Below are 18,739 nucleotides of genomic sequence, written 5' to 3'. Positions count from 1 at the left end.
AGGTGGAAATATGACAGACACGGACAGGCTGAGTGTCCTATTTGAGGAGATTGGAGCCTGGCAGCGCTCAGTTGACGAGAGGCCAATATCGAACACTGAAAAAGAAGAGATCTTGAATCGGCTTCGCGCAGTCCACGAACTTTTGCCGCCAGGAAATGCGCACATCTTCAAGGACTTCATGAGATGGATCATGCAAAGCTGGGCGATTGTCATGCAACGGCACGGTGACGCCGAGGCCGAGAAATGGCGCGTCTTCCTGAAGGAGGCCGGGGATATTATCGGTCCCATACCTGAATAACCATGAGTCAGTGATCGTTCTTTAACTATCAAACTAGGAGTCTACGTTGGTCGCCGTGTCGGAGCTTACTTGCAAGGAATGCAACGCCAAGCACAGTGGAACTTGGAGTGCGGACTATTGTCCTGACTGCGCGAAGAAGCGCGGTCAAACAGAGCCGGATATCGACGACTGATCTCTAGGTACGGCCGTCGCCGTAAACAACTTAAGTTGGTGTTCTAGCGCGGACAGTAGCGGTGGTTGTCGCCAGCGGCCCAGCTGTGTAGGGGTCAATCCCCGCGATGGGCGCGGCGACCGGTTCGCCCTGGAACAGGGCTCCGGTCGCCGTCGGTGTGCAGAGCAGGCCAAGTGCGATGCCGGCGAGTCGCTTCGCCGTGTGGGTGTCGCGGTGCCAGCAGGTCAACCGGATGACGGTGCGCTGGATAGCGGGCCAGTCCCAGCCGTGTCCGTCTTCGGCGACGAGTACCCACGGCAGGGAGGGGGGTCCGCCGTCGTGGCCGCGCCCGGTCTCGGTGGAGACCTTCACTCGCGCGGCGGCCGGGTCGGTCACGGTCGCGAGTTGGGCGCGCAGGCTCCGCACGACCAGTTCGGCCACGTCCAGCGGGACCGGCGGGAGCGGGCTCACCCTGCGTCGCCGGGGTCGAGGCCGGTCACCTCGAACCCGCACGCCTCGGCGGCCCGCTTGAGCAGTCCGTGCCGGGCTTCCATGCCGACCCCTGCGGGGTGGGTGATCGCAACGGTGGCCGAGGCCCGGTCGGTGGCGAGCTCGGTGATGACCTTCACCGGCAGCGCGGCCCCGCTGGTGACGCGGTGGCCTTGTGCGCTGGCGGTGTCAGCCACCCGCTGCGCGGCGGCGCGCACGGCCTCGGCGACCTCCGGGGAGGTCAGCAGTTCCCGCGCGCCGTCCGAGTCGATCGTGATGCCGAAGATGCGGGGTATGGCGATGAGTCTGCCCCCTGTCTCAGCCTTCTGTGTGGGTCAGGACGGTTTCGTAGTGGACGAATCCGGGCCGGGGCGCGAACTGTGCGGGCTCACCCTCGACGGCGAAGGTGCGACCGTCGAAGACGATCCGTTCGCGTGCCCGGATCGGTTCGGTGGTCAGCAGCCACCAGGCCCCGGTCACCGCCACGCGTCCGGGTGACGCGTCGGTGCCGCCGCTGCGGGTGTCACGGGGCAGGAGCAGCCCGGCGACGGTGCGCCGGGCCGCGTCCGGGCCGTAGTCCAGGGCCGGGGTGGGGTTGTCGTAGGCGTCGGGAACCTCGCGGGGTGTGATCACCACGAGCTGGTGCGGCAGCCTCACCGGGGCGGCTCCTCCCACGGGAACGGCTCGGCCGCCTGCCCGTCCGGGCCGAGGACGGGCAGGGCACGCGGGCCGAGGTAGTCCGGTTCGGCCGCATACGGGGTGCGGACTGACCGCAGGCCGCTGCGGCGGGCCAGGCGCCGCAGGACTTTGTGGTCGTGGGCGGTGAGGTAGACCCCGGATGTGGCGTCGTCGCCGTAGCGGTAGGTGTACTGCCCGGCCGTTTCGGATTGGTAGCCCTCGGGGTTGCGGACCGCCCGGCCCGCCGCCTGGCACACGATGGTGACGACGGCGGGCGGGACGGTCGGCACGAGCAGCGCGGGCGGCAGCTCGGCGCGCACGAGGTTCGACGCGTCGATCAGGGCCGTGAGCGCGCGGGCCTCGGCGTCCGTGCCGACGATGACGACACCGGGCCGGGCTTTGAGCTGGTCCAGGGTCGCCAGCGGGGCCGGTTCCGCGGCTTCGGTCACGCCGCCGGGGCGGTGGTGAACCGCACGGCGCGCTTGACCGTGCCGTCGTCCACGGTGGTGCTCGTGCCCGCCAGTGTCGAGACCACGCTCCGGTCCTGCTGAAAGCCGGGGTCGTAGTCGCGGATCAGGCGCATGGCGAACCCGCCGTAGGTCATGGCCTGCCCGAACGTCGCACCGGCCGGGACGTCCAGCGCGCGGGTCACGAGCGGGAACGCGGTGGTGTGGTAGGCGACGCCGGAGCCGTCCGCGAGGTAGTTGGATGGCAGGACGGTGAACCCGTACAGGCGGCCGATGATCGCTTCGCGCAGCGCATCGGGCGAGCCGGACGCGTCGACCGGGACCAGCCGCTTCTGCGGATCGTTGAGCAGCATGGATTCCAGCTCGGTGGACACGGCGAACCAGCGCTGATCGAACGGCACGCCCGCCTTGTTCAGCAGCGCGCGGGCCCGGATCATCTGGGTGTGAATGTCGGAGCCGTCCGCCTTCACGGTGACGGACGAGGACAGGGCGTTCATCTGCCCGGCGACCATCGTTTCCACCCCGATGGCCACGCTCTTGGCCTGCGGGGTAGAGATCTGCTTCGCGAAGTCCTTGATCTGCAACGTGAGCTGTTCGTCGGGGAGGTTGATTCCCTTGTACAGGTAGGTATCCAGCTTGACGTCTACCGACTTCTCTTCGACGTCATCGACCACGATGGGCTTGTTCTCGGCCCGGTTGAACGTCCGGGCCGGGCCGACCACGGTATCGGTGCGGACGGTGACGGTGTCGCCCTGCTTGCCGTTGAAGTCGGCTTCGGCGTCGCGCCACGTGGTCCCGGCCAGGACGGTCTGCTGGGTCAGGGCCGCGATCGAGGCGGCGGCGATCTGCTTGGGAGTGAGGAGTTTGTTAGCCATAGACGGGTGCGGTTCTCCAATGAGTAGCGGGACAGGAGGGTGACGGCGGGGCCGGGGCTACTTGCCCCAGACCAGGCGGCTGATCTGCTCGGGGGTGTCCTCGACCGGGTCGGCCGGGGCGCTGGCCGCCGGGCGCAGCGCTTCCACCGGCGGCAGTCCCGCCATGCGCGGGGCCGGGGCCGCCGCAACCAGTGTCGTGATGACCTCAGCCAGGGCGGCGGCGTCGGCGGTCAGTTCCTCGGCCGTGCTGCCGGTCAGCCGGGACGCCAGCGCGTCAGGGAGCTGCGCGGCGCGGATCACGGTCAGCCGGGACAGGTCGAGTTCGGCGGTCTCGGCGCGCTGCTGCGCGGCGGCGGCCTGCTCGGTGAGCTGCTGGGCCTGATCACGCAAGGCCGCCAGCTCGGCAGGCTCCGCTGCCGGGCGCTGCTGCGGGACGACCGGCGCATCAGCGGCCGGGGCTGCGGGCGCGGCTGGGGTCTCGGTGGGCTGGCCGGGCTCGGCCGCAGGTGCGTCGGACATTTGCTCGATCTCCAAAGGAAAAGTCGGTGGACAGGGGCGGGGGTGGAAGGCCACCCGCCCGGTTTCTCCATGCGACAGCGGGGAGAAGCTGTTGGGCTGTCGTGGGAATCCGGGCGGGCGGCCGGTCAAGGGGGCGCTCAGCCGCGACGGGCGGCGTTGTAAGCGCGACGGAAGGCGTTGCGGGCGGCTTTGCCGGACAGCCCTTCGGTCGAGGTCTCCCACAGCGCGGCGAACCGCTGGGACGCCTCGGGCAAGACGACGGGGCCGAACACGGGTTCGGCCTGGCAATGGCATCCGTCGTGGTACTCCTCGCCGGTCTTGGACGAGGTCGTGGCGGACCGCTCGGAGCGGTAGAGAACGGGTTTCCCGGTCGCTCCGCGACTGGCGAGCATCGCGCAGAACGAGCACGGGTCCGCGCCGGTGACGCGCAGCCATCCGCGCGCGACCGGATCAGCCCGCAGCGCGGTCTGTACGTACTCACGGCCCGCGTCGAGTACGTGGCGGGAACTCGCGGCCGCGACACCCGGCCCGGCCTTGTCCAAGGCTCGCGCGGGGTCCCAGCCGCCGAGGATCAGCCGCGCCACCAGGCGGGTGCCAGTGACACGCAACGACGTCACGGCCCGGCCCCGCCACGGCGAGGAAGTGCCGGCCAGCCCAGCGGACGGCGTGAACGCCGCAGCCGCGGGAACCTCGGCTCGCCGGAAGTCACGGTAGTAGCTCGCGGCCAGCTCGGCGGAGGTTTCGCGGTGCCGGGCCAGCGCGGTCAGGACCTGGCCCATCCACGCGGGGTCAACCAGCCGTAACGGGTCCAGCGACCGCCAGAGCCCGAGGACGTCAGCGACGACCCGCGCCGAGACCCGGCCCTGGGCGAGCCGGTGCGCCGTGGTGGCCGCGCGTCCGGCCGAGGTGACGGCCACCGATCACCGCCCGGCCGGGTCGGTGGCGCGGCTCAGGCTGTCGGCCAGCAGCGCGTGCCCGTCCGGGGTGGCAGGCATCTGCTCCCAGCGGCGGACGTCCTGATCGGTGACACCCGGAAGGCGTTCCCACGTTGCGCGGGCCGGGACTTCGAGCATCTGCACGGCCTTGCCCCACGCGTCGACCACAGCGGCCAGGGATCTGGTCGAGGTGTCGCGCCAGCGGACCACGGCCGTGGTGTCGAGCCATCCGGCCTCATCCCCGGCTGCGAGGCAGGACAGCCGCAGCGTCTGCTGCCACGACTCCCCGTAAGACGTCTTCCGTTCACCGACGCGGCGCTGTAGCCCGGCGTCTGCGGCGTCGATCGTGTCGGCCGCCAGGTTCGACAACGACCCGTGCAGCGCCCACGCCGGAGTCTGAGTGATCGCGGCCAGATGCCGCAGGATCTGTTCCAGGACCGCCACATAGCCGGTCATGTCCGTGGAATCGAACGTCCCGAACCGTGTCTCCGGGCTGTCGGAGTGCAGCAGCCGGTCCGGGCCGATCGGCGGTTCCTCGTCGTCGTCCAGTTCCAGCCCGGCGGCCCAGCGCTGCCGGTGCGCGCCATGCTCGCCGGTCGTCATCAACAGGAACGTCTGATAGTTCAGCCTGTCCTGGATATCGAGCACAGGCGAGACCACGCCGGGGCTGTCGGCGTCGAGGTCGTCCTCGTCCAGGAACCGCACCACCGGGCACACCCCGAGCCCATGCTCGACGTGGTCGAGATAGGACGGTCCCTTGCCGGGGTCATTCTCGGCCAGGGTGTAGACAGCGCGATCGTCCAGCAGCCGGTAGACCTGGCGCGGTCCGTCCGGGGTCCACGACGTCTTCCGTTGCAAGGCGTAGATCGGCCAGGGATCGGCGTCATCGGCGTAGACGGCGGTCATGTTGCGCGGAGACACGCCCCGGATCAACGGGGCCGTGTCGCCCGGCAAGACGGTGGTGTAGGACCAGCCGTATTTCAGGGTCGCGCGGTGCACTGCGGCCTGGCGACGCGCCAGGCCGTTGCGGCTCCAGTGCGACCAGCCCAGCGGCTCGTCCGCCTGGTCGTCGCCGAGCGCACGGTAGCCGTCCACGAACAGGTTCTGGCTCAGCAACTGGACCAGCAGACGACACCAGTTCGTCCGAGACCGATCCAGCAACCACCGGTAAGCGGCACGCGCCGAACGCGGCGCGAACGGCAGATCATGATCACCTTGAACGTAACGATGAATCCGGTCGTTGCGGGCCCGGTCCGGCCAGACGGATTCGATGCGGTGTGCTATATCGACAGCTTCGGACACTTTGAGCGGCAAGCAGATACCTCCTCTCCCTCAGATCGGTAACATGAAGCGTTCCGGTTGGACCGAGCCACGAGGCAACAGAGAGGGCGACGTGGGTTATCTGGGCTTAGACTGGGGAAATGTGCCATCGTGGTTCACGGCAGCATCCTTTTCCGCTGCCGCGTATGTAATCTTTCGCGATCGAACCCATAAAAGACGACAACAGCTCGACAGCACAGGATTCTGGGGGGAGGTTACCTCTGGGACGTTCATGCAATCTGGCGAAGAAAGAACTCAGATAACGCCGATCTTGTACATTAAGAATGCTAGCAACTTGCCTGTATATGTAATCTCGGTGGACTACGAGGTGTTCGCAATCCTTGCTGACCTTCAGAAAACCTCTGGATATCGGAAGCCGCGACCGCTGCACTTTAAGGGTAACTTGAGCCACGCCACCATTCCTCCAGGTGAGACGAAAGAAATTGTAGGCTCAAGCAATATCATTACAGGTCGCTACATTCAGTCTAAGATTCAAATGGACGACGAGAGCACAATGACAGCGGCAATGATCGTCAAAGAGGTCCGCGTACAAGATAACAGCGGGAAAACGTGGAAAGTTCATCCTAGGACCGGATCGGGCTTTGAACGCTTAGCTGAAATGCAGAATTCAATGGACAAACTGGTCGCCGCCAATCCACCTCTTAGGGCTCGTTTCTGGCTATTCATCTTGAAGCGATTTAAATGAAGACGCGGAGTTTGCCGGTGCGCTTGCGTCCGCGCTTGGCCCATTCCGGGGAGGCGAGGACCAGGCGTCGGACGTGGCGGGCGCCGATCAGGCAGATAGCAAGGTCGATCTTGTGCGGCGAGTCCCGCGTTTCCTTGCGGATGAGCACGCCGTAGCGGGTCGGCAGGCGCCGCGCGTTGAGCACGTGCCGGGTGAGCCGGGTGTCCCCGTCGTGGGTCAGGGCTTTCTGCTTGATCTCGGCCAGGGTGCGGCCCACGGCCGGGGTGAACTCGGGGACCTTGGCGCGCATGTCGAACGCGACGGCCGCGCGGCTGCGGCCGGTGGTGGCGTCGATCAGCAGCCGGTCCCCGAACTCGAATCCCCACGTGTCGACGTAGGACTCGAACTCGCGGACGTCGGCGAAGAACCCGACCACGTCGAACCGGTCGAACGCCGTCCGAACCGCCAGATCGGCGGCCGCCCGGTCGACCTCCCAGCCGGCCCCGGCGGGGCCTTCAGGCTTCTCCTGGCAGTGCAGCACGGCGGCGTGCCCGTCGGACATGCGCACCGCCACCAGGCCGGTGGCGTCGTCGTTCTTGCTGCCGTCGAAGAACATCACCACGGTGTCCCCGTCGACCAGCGGGGGTCGCTCGGGGTCGTGACAGGCGGACCATTCCGGGGCCGTCGTCCACGCCGAGGCCGCAGAGGAACGCTGATTGAAGAAGTAGCGGCGGCTCTCTTCCGGGTCCTTGGTCAGGTCCCAGAACTCGTTTTCCACGATTCCGCGAAGATCCATCCACTCGGCGGCCGGGCCGTAGACCTCCCGCAGCGCCGCCACCATCGCGTCCATATCGGTCAGCGCGACAGCGGCCGGGGCCTCGCGGTGGTCCCACAGCAGCCGGGCCGAGCGGGTACGGCCTTCGCGGATCGCTTTCGCTTGCCGGTCCAGGGCTTCGAGGATGGAGTCTTGACCGCCCTGGTACATCGTGGACGTGAACAGGCCCCAGGGCTGGGCGGCCTTACGCTTGCGCAGGTTGCGGTCCACGGTCTTGAACATCCGCCGCAGCTCGGGCGTGATGTAGAGGTGCGGTTCGTCGAAGATCGCCAGCGATTCCTTGCCGCCGTCCTTCGCCGAGGAGCTGGCGGTAGACGGGACGATCTCCCCGCCGCCAGGCAGCAGCACACGGGTCAGCCCGGCCGCATCATTCGGCAGGTCTTCACCGAGCGGGCCCTCGGTCAGGTTGAAATGGATGACGTCGTAGGTATTGCCGGTCTGGCTCTCTTCGGTTGCCAGGCAACGAATGTAGGGGTAGATGAGCGGCTGGCCCATCGGCTCGCCGGGTGCGTAGGTGTAGGTGAAGTCTCGCCACCGGTAGGTCTCGCCGCCCTTGGCCCAGCCGCAGAACCGGCACGGGCCGAACGCCTCGAACAGCCCGACGAACCCAGCGATTTCGCTTTTGGCTCGGCCTTTCGCGCGGGACAGGACAGCGCGGCTGTACTGGCGGCGTCCGTTGGTGTCGAGGGCGTAGGTGTCGATCAGGAACCCGGCGAACTCGTCGTCCAGGTCGACGTCATCGCCTTGGACGTCACCGGGGCCGTGCACGGTGAAGTGCTCGGTCCAGGCCGCCGCCAGCCAGCCCAGCGACCGGTCCCGGTCGTGGCCGGGTGCGTAGACGAGTTCACGAGGCACCGCCGAGCCTCCTGCGCCGCTCGTCCAGGCGGGTCACCGCCGCAGCGTCCGGGACTGGTGGGGCATCGGTGTCGTCGCCGGGTGTGGTGTAGCGGATGCGGAGCTTGAGCCGGTCCTCGTGGGTCAGGCCGAGCTTGGCCGCGCGCAGCCGGAGTTCGGCGGCGCGGTTGGCCTCGCCGCGCCAGAACGCGTCGACCAGCACCGCGGTTTCCATCGCGAACCGCCAGTCCGTCTCCGTCCACAGGCGACAGTGCGGCATCCGGCGGACCGCGTCCCACCACGCCAGCGTTTCCGGGTGCCACTTCTTCCGGCCGTTGCGCGGCAGCTCCGGCGAGTCCCCGTCGAACGGGACTGCCTCGACCGTGGTCCAGTCGTATGCCTTGGGGTTGCGGTTGCGAGGGTTGGCCGAGGGCGGCCGTCCGGTGATCGCCACGGCTCACCCCCAGTTCAGGCAGGGGCGGCCGGGTACGGCTTCGCCAGCGGGGTGACCTGGCGGCGCATCGCGCGGTCCAGCGGATACAGGTAGCGGTGCTTGATCGTGGTCTCGACTACCCGGCGCACGTTCGGGTCCACGGTGCGGCGAACGAACTCCTCGGCGGTCTCCCCGCTCGGCCGGTGGACGGCCATGTGCCGCAGGGTCCGGCCGTGCACGAGCTGCCCGTGTACGACGTAGGACGCGTTCGTGGGGTTGGTGGAACCGGCGTAGATCCAGTTCCCGGCCTGGTAGATCCCGCCTCTGTGGCCTTGGGCGGTGTCGGCGTAGGACACGATGAGCCGCAGGCCGGGGCACGCGGCCCGGAGCTGGCGCAGGCTGGCCGCGACCATCTGAGTCACCGGGTGCTCATGCGGGCGCAGCGCGACGCGCAGCAGCTCCACGCACTCGGTCTGATCCAGGCCGTAAGGGCTGCCGAGCGCGGCCGTGGCGGACCGGCCGAACATCACCACGCCGGTGAACTCGCCGTGCTCCCAGACCCCGAACGGGGCGATCTTGCTTCTCGGCATCTTCTGCGAGTAGTGCCAGCGCAGTACCGCGTACTGCGCCGCGTGCCAGGTGCACGGAGCAACCAGCAGCGGGACGGCCGGGTCAGCGTGCGGTCCGCCGGGCGGGGGCCGCTCCGCAGGCTCGGCGAGCCAGAGTCCGGGCGGAGAGCTGGTCGAGGCGGGGGACGTCGGTGATCGGACGGAAGTCGGGTTCGCGGGCATCCTTGGTCCGGGGACGGGGGGAGGTGGCGGCCATGTGCGCGTCACCTCCCAGCAGGTCAGAGGTTGGCGCGGCGCGGCTGCCACCCCACCGCCGACAGCGGAAGGAGCGGGGTAAGCTGGCCGAGACGGATGGGCCTCGCATTGAGGCCGGGTCGCGGGCACGCGACCCAGTCAGGTTCTATCCCTACTTTTCCGTCGCAGCCGTACTAGAGGCCCTAACTCATTAATGAGTTTAGGGCCATGTTTAATATTTGAGCCCTTGTAATCTATAAATTACAACAAAAGGAAGTGTCAAATTATAGTTTACATAAAATAAACGGGACGCCTAACAGTTACAGCTGCTAGACGTCCCTGCGCAACAACTCAAAACTAGCTTCCAGGCGAGAAAAGAGATATTGCGTATGTGCAAGTGTAGTCGATGTGGCAAATCATGCCCGCACGACTCTCACCAACCTGACACGCTGGCCGGAGCCGCAGATAACGCTCTGAGCTGCGCGAAGCGGTACCGGCGGCTGGTCTGTCTCCTTGTCCTCACGGGGGCGCTCGCCCTCGCGATGGTCATCGTCGGCGGGCCGGGTCTCCTGGCATACCTGGTCCAGCTCGTCAGCAGGAGGTAAACCGACATTGCCGGATGCGGGGTCGGCGCGCCGCGGAAGCGGCGTGCCGAGCCCGCCGTGTCTTTCACGCCGAGGCCGGCACCCGGATGCACTGGCGAGATCGCCGGAGTTTCGTACACACCGCGAGGTGCTATGCCTAACCGGTGGGCCTGCGCTGCGGCGAAGGGGTCACCCCCCAGGGGTGGCGGTGCGTGAGGACCGCCGACCACGTGACGCGGCGGTGCTGGTCACCGGCTCGGCCGGTGCGGCGGTCTCGGTCTCGGCCGGGCCGATCGGCTCGGTGGTCGAGGACTCGGCGGGCTCGGCCGCCGTGTCGGGTGCGGCTACGGCCATGCCGGTGGTGAGCAGCCACTCGGCGGCGGCCTGGTCCTGGTCCACGATGGTGCGGGCGGGGTGTCCGCCGAGGGAGCGCAGCAACAGCACGCGCATGGGTTCACCTCTCGATCAATCCGGGGTGTGGTTCGGGTGGACGGTTCGCGGACGGCCGCCGGGCAGCGGCGGCCCGGCCGCCTTCGCGTCCGCTCTTGGTGGCGTGACACGGGGAGCAGATCCCTTGCAGGTTCGCGTCCGAGTGGTTGTCGCCGGGAGTGATGTGGTCGACCTCGGTCGAGGACGCCACCAAGCACAGACAGCACACCGGATCGCGTCGCAGAATGCGGGTACGGCGGCGCGGCCAGTCACGTGGGAGGCGGGACGCGCGATTACTGCCGGACCAGGCGGGCATGTACTCACCGCCCTGGAACCGTTCTGTCCGCGTGTGAACGCGGGAGAGCCCCGACTACCGAGGGGTAGTAGCCGGGGCTCTCAACCGAGTCTCAAAGGAATGCCGTGCACGCACACGGGTCCAACATGATCAATCTAGCGTTCGGTGCAGGTCAGGCGCAACCGGGTTCTAGTCGCGGGCAGCAGAGACGTACTTGTGCGCCGTGGTGTAGTGCACACCGAGGCGACGGGCGATCTCCGCGACGGTCAGCGGAAGCCCGTCGTCGCCGGTTTCGGTCAGCAGCTCGGCCACGCGCGCGGCCAGCTCGCCGCGCGGGGCCTTGTCGGTTGCTCCGGCCGGTCGGCCGCCGCTGTGTCTGCGCTCGGGCTGTTCGCGCTCGGCACGGTAGGTCTCCACCGTGCTGCGGTGCCAGAAGGGCACGCCGCCGTGTTCTTCGTCCGGCGCGGGAACGAGCGGGCGCTCACCCTCGGCGCGGGACCGTTCGCGTTCGGCGCTCTCGTAACGCAGCCACGTGGCGGGCGTGATCCCTGCGGCCTCGGCCGCCTCGACCCGGTCCAGCAGATCCCCCGGATTGCCGAGTGCCGGAAGTACGGGCACCGGCTCGCCGCGCGCGAACGCAGCGGCCTGCTCGGCATCCCAGAGCTTCCGGTGTGTCCGGCCGCGAACGGGATTGACTTGCTCCGGGTGTCCCGGCTGGTCCCACGGCGGCGGGTCGGCTCGCCGTGCCGTGCGCAGGCTCATGCCGTGCAGTGCAGCGATGTCCTCTTGAGTGATGAGCGTGCGGCCCGCCGGTATCACGTGAACTCCGTCCCCTCCCTGGCCTGTCTCGTGCTGGTGTTGAGGGTAGTAGGCCGCCCCGGCTCCGAGTCGGAGCCGGGGCGGCGGGTTGGTCACTAGCCGTTCAGCGCGGCCTTTCCGTTGCGTCCGACCTTGCTCTGACCGGTGTCGGCAGTGCGGCCGTCCCGGCGGCCCGCGTCAGCCCCGGCGACGCTGTGCTTGTCTTCCCGGCTGAATCCGAGGTTCGGGAACTTCTTCTCGAAAGCCGCCTGCGTCCGCTCCGCGTCGGACACCAGGACCAGTTCCCCGGCCTTGCCCGCGACCTTCTCGGCCATCTCGGCGCGGGAGGCGGCGATCTTGTCCGCGACGCCCCGGCCGTAGCCGGGCAGGTAGGAGCGGAAGAACGTGCGGCGTTCGATGTTGGCGTTAGCGGCGGTGTCGAACATGCCCTTACGCTCGGCCATGTGCGCCCTGGCTGCGGCCATGCCCTGAGTCTCGGCCTGAAGCAGGATCGAGGGCAGCAGCAGTTCCAGCGCCTTGAGCGTGGCAGCCGGTCCCATGATCAGGACCCACCGGGCGTTGCCGTTCATCTTGTTGCCCATCGTGCACACCGAGCAGCCGTGCGCCTCGGCGACCGCGTAGACCAGCGAAGCGCGGGCCTTGCCGTGCCAGCCCTGGCCGGAGATCTCGAACTGAAGGAGCTTGATCGGCTCCGGCCGCTTGCCCTCGCGGTGGCGCAGGGTCGCGGTGTCGAGGTTGTACTTCGCGATCAGCGCGGCGGCCTTCGCCGCGTAGGTCTGGGCCTCCTCGGGGGTGACCGCGTTGTCCTCGGCCTTGTCCAGCAGCTTGCGGACCCGGTCAGCGATGTTGGGAGTGGTAGCCATGATGGTGTTTCCCTTCCAGTGATGACGGTGAGTTGTGGTTGTCGGGAGCGGGGTTCTAGTTCCGTTCCCGACAAGAAGAACTATATCTGATGTTAAGGACAGGCGGAAGGGGTGCAGGGGTGACCCGCCCCACGTTTCCGTTGAGGCGGGCCATCCCTGCGATCAGGCGCGGATTCCGGTACCGCTGTCAGTCGTCCGAGGACGACTGATTTCCGTTGGCACGCTTGATAATCAGCGTGAACAGGTGCGTTGCGCACATCATCAACGACACGTGCGGAGGCAGCTCGAACACGTCAACCTCAAGCGGCCGGATGCCGGTCCTCAAGCTCAGCCGTGCGTGCTGCGCGAAGGCGTGCGCCTTCGGGCCGGGACACGGTCCCTCGTGCTCGATCCGGCGGCATTGACTGCACGGCTCCGTGTCACTCACGGGAACGGGCAGCGTCCACAGCACGGACGGAATGGGAGCGTTCGGGGGCTGCGGCAGGCTGTAGACGACCCAGACCTGACGCGGGCGTGGTTGTCCATTGCGGTCAGTCATGGAAGGTTTCCTCTCGGGCTCACGGATTGCGAGACCCGGCAGCCGATCGGCTTGCCCGGTTGACTGCCGGGCAATACTGGAAGGTGAGGCGGCGGAAGGGTTTTCGCTTCCGCCGCCCCGTGCGGGCTAGCCCTCGGCCTACTGCTGAGAGATGACCTTCCGGTCCAGGATCAAGCGCTTAATAGCCAGCATCGCCAGCCGCCAGTCCAGCCCGTCGGGAAGCTTGACCTTGGCCGTGTGCAGTTCGGCACCCGCTTCCAGTTCGGCCCGATCGCGTTCCATAGCCACGTGAAGCGCCATGCCGGGGCAGGTCGCCTGCTTCCGCTCGAAGCAGAACACGCACGGCTCACTGCCAGTGGTCATGTCCGCCAGCAAGCGCACGATCGACGGTTCCCAGATGGTCACGGGCTCGGGGTCCTCGGTCCGGGGAACCGTGCCCTGCGGGTAGCCGTCAAGGTGGTTGTTCAGCTCCGTGTAGCGGTAGAGTACCCACCACTCAATTACGTTGTGGTTCAACGGATTCCTTCCGTTTGCGATGACGGTGATGTGGCGCTGAGAGCGGGGTTCTAGGTCCGTTCCCAACAACAAGAACTATATCTGATGTTGGCGCCAAAGGGAAGGGTTGGTGAGGGTGTGTGACCCGCCCCATATACTGGCGATGCTTCCTCCGTGATGACGGTGAAGCGGGCGAGACCGGCCGGTTCTAGCCACCCTTCGGGGCGGTCGACCGGTCTCGCCACCTCTTAGCCGGCCAGGAGTGCGCCGCGGCGACGCTGCCAGGAGGTCAGCACGGCGTTGCGTTCGTAGAGCGGGCGCCGCCGGGACCCGTGATTGGCCCATCCGTCTTCGCTGCGCCAGCGCCGCAGGGTTCCGGCCGGGACGTCCAGCCATGCCGAGAGCGCCGCGACGTCGGACAGCGGTGTGCCCTGTGCGTCGCTGAGTTCGTCCCAGTGCGCACGCGGCCATCGCGTCCGGCACCTCGGACAGGTGATCCGGTCAGCCTCGGCCCGCACGCGCAGCCGGGCACCGCACGGCCGCTGCGTCGTCTCGTTGAGCGTCGGGCATGTGCCGACCGGGATGCTGGACTCGGCCGTGCCGGTCGCTGCGCGCACCGTGGCGAGCAGACCGCGCACTTCCTCGGCGAAGTCGCTGACCCAGTACTGGCGGGTGACGTAGTCAAACCACTCGACCAGGAACGCGGTCTCTCCGTGGACGGTGCGGGCGCTCAGGCCGAGCTGTTCGGCGATCTCGTCCCGTAGCTGGCCGAGTGGAGTGTCGAGCTTGCCCGCCCACGGCTGGTCGGCGGTGAAGTCCAGCCACCCGACCAAAAGCTGTCCCTGTCGCCGCGCGGCCGGGTCGGGCACGCCCATGCCGGTGTCCTCGCGGATGTTGTCCGCCCAGCTCGACAGGATTTCCAGCACCGAATGCGCGTCGCCGTCGTCCTCGGCGCGGGTGCGACGATCGGTCAGGACCAGGACGCTGTCCCGAGCCGGGGACCGCGACCCGTAGCCGGGAGAGACCCGCCCGCTGGTCGACGCTCCGCCGGGCACGGCGGCCCGGATGAGTTCGGGGTAGAGCCGCGCGAGTTCCTGAATGTCGGCGCGCAGCTCGTCCGCGCACGGATCGCACGTGCGGTAGCCCTGCTGGGCCGGGAACGGTTCTCCCGTGCGCGTGCGGCAGCCGAGTACGCACCGGGTCTCCTGGTCCTCGGCCGGGGTGGTGCGGGTGATCATCGTGCGGTCTCCTTCTCAGCCTGCGGCGTGCTGACCGCCTGGCGGGCGAGTTGTGCTCGGGCGAACTCGAGGCGGGACGGATGCATCCGGGTGGTTTTGTCGCGCAGCTCCCGCACTCCGGCGCGGTTGCGCGACAGCGGACCGCACACGACCCACGCCTTGGCCTTGCAGAACGGGCACTCCACGCTGCGGGCGAGATCGTGCTCGGGGTTGCGCCGCCAGCCCATGACCTCGTAGGCGGTGCGGATGCCGCGCATCCCGGCCTGCCGGTGGTAGTCCCGCTCGGTGGCCGGGCGTTCGCCCCGCTGCGGCGGGATCGCCGTCGAAGCCGCAGCCGGCCCCGACGGGGCCTGCTCCGCGGAACGGTCGCGCGCCGCGTCGCAGCTTCCGGCGACGTCGGACGGGGTCGCCCGGCGCGCGCTGGTCCCCATCGCGCTCATCGCCGCGTGGCATTCGGTGAGGCTGTATCCGGCCAGGCCGGACAGCCAGGCCGTCACCAGGTCGTCGGTCACGTGCGTGTCGGTGTGGCGGGTCAGCAGACCGCGCACGTCGCTGCGGCTCATGACCGCGTAGATCGTGCCCATCACGCCGCCCGCTCGTCGACGGCCGAGGCCAGCGCGGCGTCCAGGATCGCGGCGAGCTGGTCGGCGTCGGCGTGCTGCGGCCGGGCCTGCCGGACGGCCAGGCCGACCCCGTGCTGTTCGTCCTCGGCGATCGCGGACGCGCGCAGACCCTCGAAACGCTGGACCATCTCCGCGTCCCGAGCCCTCTTTTTCGGATCGGTACCCGCGACGCGACCGGCGCGCATCCGTTCACCGACCAGCATGGGCAGGAAACTGGGCGGCAAGGTCTTGGTCGACCAGGCCGCCAGCCCAGACCCGATCACCGCACCGGTGATTCCCTCGCGCAGCAACGGAATCACCTCGGCCACAAGCTGGGACCGGACACGCGCGGGCACCGACTCGGCGTAGAACTCCACCAGCCGCGCAGCCTCGGTCCGGCGCTCCTGCCGTAGCGAGCTTCCGTTACGGGTGTGATCGGCTTCACCTTGCCGGGCGGCGGGTTCTCCGGCAGAACGCGCGCCGCGTGGAGCGGGCGCGGGTGACCCCACTTTCTTGCTACGCAACGGAAGGGAGAGTTCTCCGGTCTCCCGCTCCCTACTCCCTTCTCCCAGGTCCTTCGGCGAAGGGTTTCGGGAAGGGTTTGCCGGAGGGTTAGCCGGGGCCGCAGGAGGCTCGGCGGGCTGGCCGGTGGCCGGTTGCGTGGCAGCGGGTGGGCGGCCCGTGCCGCGAATCGTCATCGCGGCCTTGACCTCCGGCGGCAGTTCGGGTGCTCCGGCCTCCAGCGCCTCGGCCGCCACGAGCGGGGCCGGGCCGGTGATCTCGACCGGCAGGCGCCGCAGCTCGGCCGCCAGCGCGGCCCGCAGGATCGGTGACTCGATCTCGAACGCGACGCGCAGCGCGCCGCGCAGCATGTTCGGCTGCTTGTACAGCTCGTCGTTGCGGATGAACGACCGGACGAGCAGTTCCTCGGTGTCCTGGTCGATCACCACGAACCGTGCGGCGTCCAGCTCCGAGAGCGCCGCGCGCACCTCGGCCAGATCCAGGTCCGGGTGCGTCCGGCTCCACCGTTTCACCGACAGGTCCAGCGCCCCGGCGTAGGAGAGCTTGACCTGTGTCATGAGCTGTACGTAGATCATCTTCGCCGCGAGTGAGAGAGCGACGAATTCCTTATCATTCCAGATACGCAGGTAGATACGGGCGTGGTCACGCGCCACAAAAACTCCCTATGGAACCGAAAATGGGCAGCGTGAAGCGCTGCACTGTGCGAGTGGAAGCGAAAGCCGAGCCCGGCGGCCTGGCCTACCGGTGGCAGGCCAGGCCGAGCCGTGCGCGAATCCGGGCGGCGGTGTAGGTGGTCATACCTGTCCGCCGAGCGGTGTCGAGGTCGGTGCACCCGCGTTGGTGCAACCAGGTCACGACGAGTTCACGCCCTTGCGGGCTCAGTTCTTCAGCGAGCAGGGCGCCACGCAGACACCGGCGTGCGGCCTCGGTGTCTGCGTGGCGAGCTGCACCCATCATCAGGCGGGTTCCCCGGTCGCGTCCTGGTCCCGGAATGGTTCACGGGGCAGGGCGGCCAGGTCCAGCGCGTAGACGGGCTGAAGCTTGTTGCCGTTGCGTCCGGCTGTGTCTGTTGAGCGAACGTATCGGCCTGTCGCGACGAGCAACCCGGCGGCACGTAGCCGGTTGACCGTCGCGCCGATCAGCGGCGGCGCGATCCACGAGGGCAACAACCCTCGCCAGCGGTTCGCGGTGGTCTCCCGGAAGGGATCTGCCATCGCGTCGCCCACAATCGCGGACACGACCGCCAGCACGGCGGACTGATTCCTCGGTTCGACCAGCAACAGGGCGGAAATCGCGTTCACGGTCTCCGCGTCGCCCGCCTTGGCGGCGTCGCTTGCGTGGCGTGCGTGGTCGAGCATGGCCTCGGCCAGCGGCACCAACTGGGCCGCCGCAACGGGCTGCGGCGATTCGCCGGGCTGGGCCTGGCCGGCACTGGCGTGCTCGTCCCGCGCGGCGGCGGCGCTCACACGCCCAGGAGCCGGAAGGTGCTGACCACGCCGTTCGACGTGCACGCCAGCGCGATCAGCGGGAACCGTTCTTTCAGGAGTTTCTGCGATAGTCCCGACCGGACGGTGGACTTGTAGCTGACCACCGGCTCGCCGTCGATCAAGCCGATTTCGGCGTCGCCCATGCGCGCCTTGACTGGTGCCTCCAGATCATCACAGAGCTGTTCGTAGAATTTCACGCGCTCTTTCGCCTCGGTCAGGGCGTCAATCACTGCGGAGAGCCCAGTCAGTTCCACCGCCTTGCCCGGCACGCTGCGTCGCGCCGTCGTGGGCGTCGCGCTCGTCATCTTTCCCCGCCTCCTCATGGGACCAAAGGTCTGGAGTCCCTAGCCCTATTGCGTAGCAACGAGAGTCAAGCCCGAGCACCGCCGGTCCAACGCGGGCAAACCACATCGGACCGGCGGCGCCGCCCCCTAGCGGCCCCGCGGAATGGCGGTGCTCGGGCCTGACGCCCGAGAAAGGCCAGCTTCTCGAAAAAGCCCAAGCGCGTCAAGTGATCTTCGCGCTCGACGTGTCAGTGTCGTTTTGTTGCCGCGTGTACTCTGTCGCGCACAGCGAGTTCTAAGGAAGCTTTGGCTACGCTTGGTGTCCCACACATCATCACCACCGGCGTGCCAGTCCGGGCAACTCGCGTCACCGGGCGAGTGGCCTCGGTCGCCCATCATCGGCACGGAAGCCGCGAGAGGACTCTCACTCATGGCGGAACCACACACGCACATAGCCGCCCTGGTCCAGCGCTACGCGAATGGCCGATCAATCAAAGAGATCGAACGGGCCGCCGGACTGAACGAGGGCGCGCTCGGTTACTACCTGAAACCGTCATCCACGGGCCGGAAGCAACGCGTACCACGCCTCGACGTGATGGAGCGCTTCGAGCAAGCGCTCGGCGCCCCGCTGGACGAGGTCAGCCAAGCGTTCGTGCGAGACGCCCAGTTCGACACCGGCGAGAGTTTCAGCGCGGCTGAAATCGACCTCATCCACCGGTTCCGCGAGCTACCCGACTGCGACCAGAAACGCCTACTCGCCATAGTCGAGAGCTTCGAGCAGCATCCCTATCGTGCGACTGCCCGACAGTGTTAACAGCTTGTCGCCAGTCGCACACCAGGCGTCCGCCTCTGTGCTATTTCCGCAGGTGGAAGGCGCCAGTGGGGTAGGTTGAATCCACAACAAACACAAGCAGCAAGGCCGTCTGGACCGGCGAACATGCCGGGCGGGGACCAGACGACCCACGAACGCGTGACGCTGCCTCGGGCCGCCGATCCGGCCGAGGCGGTTCAAGGGGAGGAACACGTGACCGACGAGCGTGTGAACGAGCTGCCGCTCGTCAACGTCGTGCCGCCTGCAACGCTGCCGCCCGACGAGCCATACCGGCTCGTCACCCACCCTGCCTTCGCCGCCCTCATCAGCGAAGGCACCCCCATGACCACCGACCTGGCCCAGCTTCTGAACGACCTGGAACAGCGGCGACGCGACGTCGACCCACCGGAGACGCCTCGTTGAGCAAAATGGGGCGCTGTTGATGCCAGC

At 68.0% G+C, this 18,739-nt stretch carries 25 protein-coding genes; 4 read left to right on the top strand and 21 right to left on the bottom strand.

Going from position 1 to position 18,739, the window contains the following annotated elements; translation table 11 throughout:
- The first annotated feature begins 10 nt into the window (after nucleotides 1–10).
- Nucleotides 11–298, top strand: a complete 288-nt coding sequence (locus P3102_RS22600; RefSeq protein WP_276361535.1) for a hypothetical protein — start codon at nucleotides 11–13, stop codon at nucleotides 296–298.
- 202 nt (nucleotides 299–500) lie between these two features.
- On the opposite strand, the gene P3102_RS22595 is transcribed toward P3102_RS22600, so the two are convergent.
- The 8 genes from P3102_RS22595 to P3102_RS22560 form a co-directional block, all read right to left on the bottom strand.
- Nucleotides 501–920: a hypothetical protein gene (locus P3102_RS22595; protein WP_276361533.1), complete on the bottom strand. Its 420-nt coding sequence runs from the start codon at nucleotides 918–920 to the stop codon at nucleotides 501–503.
- A complete protein-coding gene (locus tag P3102_RS22590; RefSeq protein ID WP_276361532.1) occupies nucleotides 917–1,135 on the bottom strand; it encodes a hypothetical protein in 219 nt (72 codons plus the stop codon). The genes P3102_RS22595 and P3102_RS22590 overlap by 4 nt, the downstream gene beginning before the upstream one ends.
- 121 nt (nucleotides 1,136–1,256) lie before the next feature.
- Complete coding sequence (locus tag P3102_RS22585; RefSeq protein WP_276361530.1) at nucleotides 1,257–1,595, bottom strand: hypothetical protein; 339 nt, start codon at nucleotides 1,593–1,595, stop codon at nucleotides 1,257–1,259.
- Nucleotides 1,592–2,065, bottom strand: a complete 474-nt coding sequence (locus P3102_RS22580; protein ID WP_276361529.1) for a hypothetical protein — start codon at nucleotides 2,063–2,065, stop codon at nucleotides 1,592–1,594. Before P3102_RS22580 ends, P3102_RS22585 begins: the two co-directional genes overlap by 4 nt.
- Nucleotides 2,062–2,958: a P22 phage major capsid protein family protein gene (locus P3102_RS22575; protein ID WP_276361527.1), complete on the bottom strand. Its 897-nt coding sequence runs from the start codon at nucleotides 2,956–2,958 to the stop codon at nucleotides 2,062–2,064. The genes P3102_RS22580 and P3102_RS22575 overlap by 4 nt, the downstream gene beginning before the upstream one ends.
- 57 nt (nucleotides 2,959–3,015) lie before the next feature.
- Nucleotides 3,016–3,477 (bottom strand): hypothetical protein, encoded by a 462-nt coding sequence (locus P3102_RS22570; protein WP_276361526.1) that lies wholly within the window; start codon nucleotides 3,475–3,477, stop codon nucleotides 3,016–3,018.
- 137 nt (nucleotides 3,478–3,614) lie between these two features.
- Nucleotides 3,615–4,394 (bottom strand): hypothetical protein, encoded by a 780-nt coding sequence (locus P3102_RS22565; RefSeq protein ID WP_276361524.1) that lies wholly within the window; start codon nucleotides 4,392–4,394, stop codon nucleotides 3,615–3,617.
- 3 nt (nucleotides 4,395–4,397) lie between these two features.
- Nucleotides 4,398–5,714, bottom strand: a complete 1,317-nt coding sequence (locus P3102_RS22560; RefSeq protein WP_276371300.1) for a phage portal protein — start codon at nucleotides 5,712–5,714, stop codon at nucleotides 4,398–4,400.
- A 91-nt stretch (nucleotides 5,715–5,805) separates the two neighbouring features.
- Here P3102_RS22560 and P3102_RS22555 point away from each other — a divergent pair, with 91 nt between their 5' ends.
- Nucleotides 5,806–6,438 (top strand): hypothetical protein, encoded by a 633-nt coding sequence (locus P3102_RS22555; RefSeq protein WP_276361523.1) that lies wholly within the window; start codon nucleotides 5,806–5,808, stop codon nucleotides 6,436–6,438.
- Here the strand turns inward: P3102_RS22555 and P3102_RS22550 are convergent.
- The 13 genes from P3102_RS22550 to P3102_RS22485 all read right to left on the bottom strand — a co-directional run bounded on the left by P3102_RS22550 (nucleotide 6,431) and on the right by P3102_RS22485 (nucleotide 17,499).
- Nucleotides 6,431–8,107, bottom strand: a complete 1,677-nt coding sequence (locus P3102_RS22550; protein ID WP_276361522.1) for a Terminase — start codon at nucleotides 8,105–8,107, stop codon at nucleotides 6,431–6,433. The two genes, P3102_RS22555 and P3102_RS22550, sit on opposite strands and share 8 nt — an antisense overlap.
- Entirely contained in the window at nucleotides 8,097–8,540 is a 444-nt protein-coding gene (locus tag P3102_RS22545; protein WP_276361520.1) for a hypothetical protein, read from the bottom strand. Before P3102_RS22545 ends, P3102_RS22550 begins: the two co-directional genes overlap by 11 nt.
- 14 nt (nucleotides 8,541–8,554) lie before the next feature.
- A complete protein-coding gene (locus tag P3102_RS22540) occupies nucleotides 8,555–9,310 on the bottom strand; it encodes a protein Mom (RefSeq protein ID WP_276361519.1) in 756 nt (251 codons plus the stop codon).
- 785 nt (nucleotides 9,311–10,095) lie between these two features.
- Nucleotides 10,096–10,356 (bottom strand): hypothetical protein, encoded by a 261-nt coding sequence (locus tag P3102_RS22535; protein WP_276361517.1) that lies wholly within the window; start codon nucleotides 10,354–10,356, stop codon nucleotides 10,096–10,098.
- A 463-nt stretch (nucleotides 10,357–10,819) separates the two neighbouring features.
- Nucleotides 10,820–11,392: a hypothetical protein gene (locus tag P3102_RS22525; protein ID WP_276361514.1), complete on the bottom strand. Its 573-nt coding sequence runs from the start codon at nucleotides 11,390–11,392 to the stop codon at nucleotides 10,820–10,822.
- Nucleotides 11,393–11,544: 152 nt separating this feature from the next.
- Nucleotides 11,545–12,312, bottom strand: a complete 768-nt coding sequence (locus P3102_RS22520; RefSeq protein ID WP_276361512.1) for a DUF2786 domain-containing protein — start codon at nucleotides 12,310–12,312, stop codon at nucleotides 11,545–11,547.
- 187 nt (nucleotides 12,313–12,499) lie between these two features.
- On the bottom strand, nucleotides 12,500–12,763 hold the full coding sequence (locus tag P3102_RS22515) for a hypothetical protein (RefSeq protein WP_276361510.1): 264 nt from the start codon (nucleotides 12,761–12,763) through the stop codon (nucleotides 12,500–12,502).
- A gap of 225 nt (nucleotides 12,764–12,988) precedes the next feature.
- Entirely contained in the window at nucleotides 12,989–13,366 is a 378-nt protein-coding gene (locus P3102_RS22510; RefSeq protein WP_276361509.1) for a hypothetical protein, read from the bottom strand.
- A 227-nt stretch (nucleotides 13,367–13,593) separates the two neighbouring features.
- Nucleotides 13,594–14,583, bottom strand: a complete 990-nt coding sequence (locus P3102_RS22505; RefSeq protein WP_276361507.1) for a hypothetical protein — start codon at nucleotides 14,581–14,583, stop codon at nucleotides 13,594–13,596.
- Entirely contained in the window at nucleotides 14,580–15,167 is a 588-nt protein-coding gene (locus P3102_RS22500) for a hypothetical protein (RefSeq protein ID WP_276361506.1), read from the bottom strand. Before P3102_RS22500 ends, P3102_RS22505 begins: the two co-directional genes overlap by 4 nt.
- A complete protein-coding gene (locus tag P3102_RS22495) occupies nucleotides 15,167–16,360 on the bottom strand; it encodes a hypothetical protein (RefSeq protein WP_276361504.1) in 1,194 nt (397 codons plus the stop codon). Before P3102_RS22495 ends, P3102_RS22500 begins: the two co-directional genes overlap by 1 nt.
- Nucleotides 16,361–16,663: 303 nt before the next feature.
- Complete coding sequence (locus P3102_RS22490) at nucleotides 16,664–17,173, bottom strand: hypothetical protein (RefSeq protein WP_276361502.1); 510 nt, start codon at nucleotides 17,171–17,173, stop codon at nucleotides 16,664–16,666.
- Nucleotides 17,170–17,499, bottom strand: coding sequence for a hypothetical protein (locus P3102_RS22485; RefSeq protein ID WP_276361500.1), 330 nt, complete (start codon nucleotides 17,497–17,499; stop codon nucleotides 17,170–17,172). The genes P3102_RS22490 and P3102_RS22485 overlap by 4 nt, the downstream gene beginning before the upstream one ends.
- Nucleotides 17,500–17,908: 409 nt before the next feature.
- On the opposite strand from P3102_RS22485, the gene P3102_RS22480 reads away from it, so the two are divergent.
- Nucleotides 17,909–18,292, top strand: a complete 384-nt coding sequence (locus P3102_RS22480; RefSeq protein ID WP_276361499.1) for a hypothetical protein — start codon at nucleotides 17,909–17,911, stop codon at nucleotides 18,290–18,292.
- A 210-nt stretch (nucleotides 18,293–18,502) separates the two neighbouring features.
- A complete protein-coding gene (locus P3102_RS22475) occupies nucleotides 18,503–18,712 on the top strand; it encodes a hypothetical protein (protein ID WP_276361497.1) in 210 nt (69 codons plus the stop codon).
- The last annotated feature ends 27 nt before the right edge of the window (nucleotides 18,713–18,739 follow it).

Source organism: Amycolatopsis sp. QT-25, from assembly GCF_029369745.1.
Lineage (GTDB): Bacteria > Actinomycetota > Actinomycetes > Mycobacteriales > Pseudonocardiaceae > Amycolatopsis.
Note: the sequence above shows the minus strand (reverse complement) of the source record. Positions and strands in the feature narration are given on the sequence as shown.

Excerpts from the sequence above, each read along its gene's own strand:
- P3102_RS22535 (WP_276361517.1), bottom strand. The coding sequence starts at position 10,356 with ATGCGCGTGCTGTTGCTGCGCTCCCTCGGCGGACACCCCGCCCGCACC.
- P3102_RS22525 (WP_276361514.1), bottom strand. The coding sequence starts at position 11,392 with ATGAGCCTGCGCACGGCACGGCGAGCCGACCCGCCGCCGTGGGACCAG.
- P3102_RS22520 (WP_276361512.1), bottom strand. The coding sequence starts at position 12,312 with ATGGCTACCACTCCCAACATCGCTGACCGGGTCCGCAAGCTGCTGGAC.
- P3102_RS22575 (WP_276361527.1), bottom strand. The coding sequence starts at position 2,958 with ATGGCTAACAAACTCCTCACTCCCAAGCAGATCGCCGCCGCCTCGATC.
- P3102_RS22540 (WP_276361519.1), bottom strand. The coding sequence starts at position 9,310 with ATGCCCGCGAACCCGACTTCCGTCCGATCACCGACGTCCCCCGCCTCG.
- P3102_RS22600 (WP_276361535.1), top strand. The coding sequence starts at position 11 with ATGACAGACACGGACAGGCTGAGTGTCCTATTTGAGGAGATTGGAGCC.
- P3102_RS22570 (WP_276361526.1), bottom strand. The coding sequence starts at position 3,477 with ATGTCCGACGCACCTGCGGCCGAGCCCGGCCAGCCCACCGAGACCCCA.
- P3102_RS22500 (WP_276361506.1), bottom strand. The coding sequence starts at position 15,167 with ATGGGCACGATCTACGCGGTCATGAGCCGCAGCGACGTGCGCGGTCTG.
- P3102_RS22480 (WP_276361499.1), top strand. The coding sequence starts at position 17,909 with ATGGCGGAACCACACACGCACATAGCCGCCCTGGTCCAGCGCTACGCG.
- P3102_RS22505 (WP_276361507.1), bottom strand. The coding sequence starts at position 14,583 with ATGATCACCCGCACCACCCCGGCCGAGGACCAGGAGACCCGGTGCGTA.
- P3102_RS22485 (WP_276361500.1), bottom strand. The coding sequence starts at position 17,499 with ATGACGAGCGCGACGCCCACGACGGCGCGACGCAGCGTGCCGGGCAAG.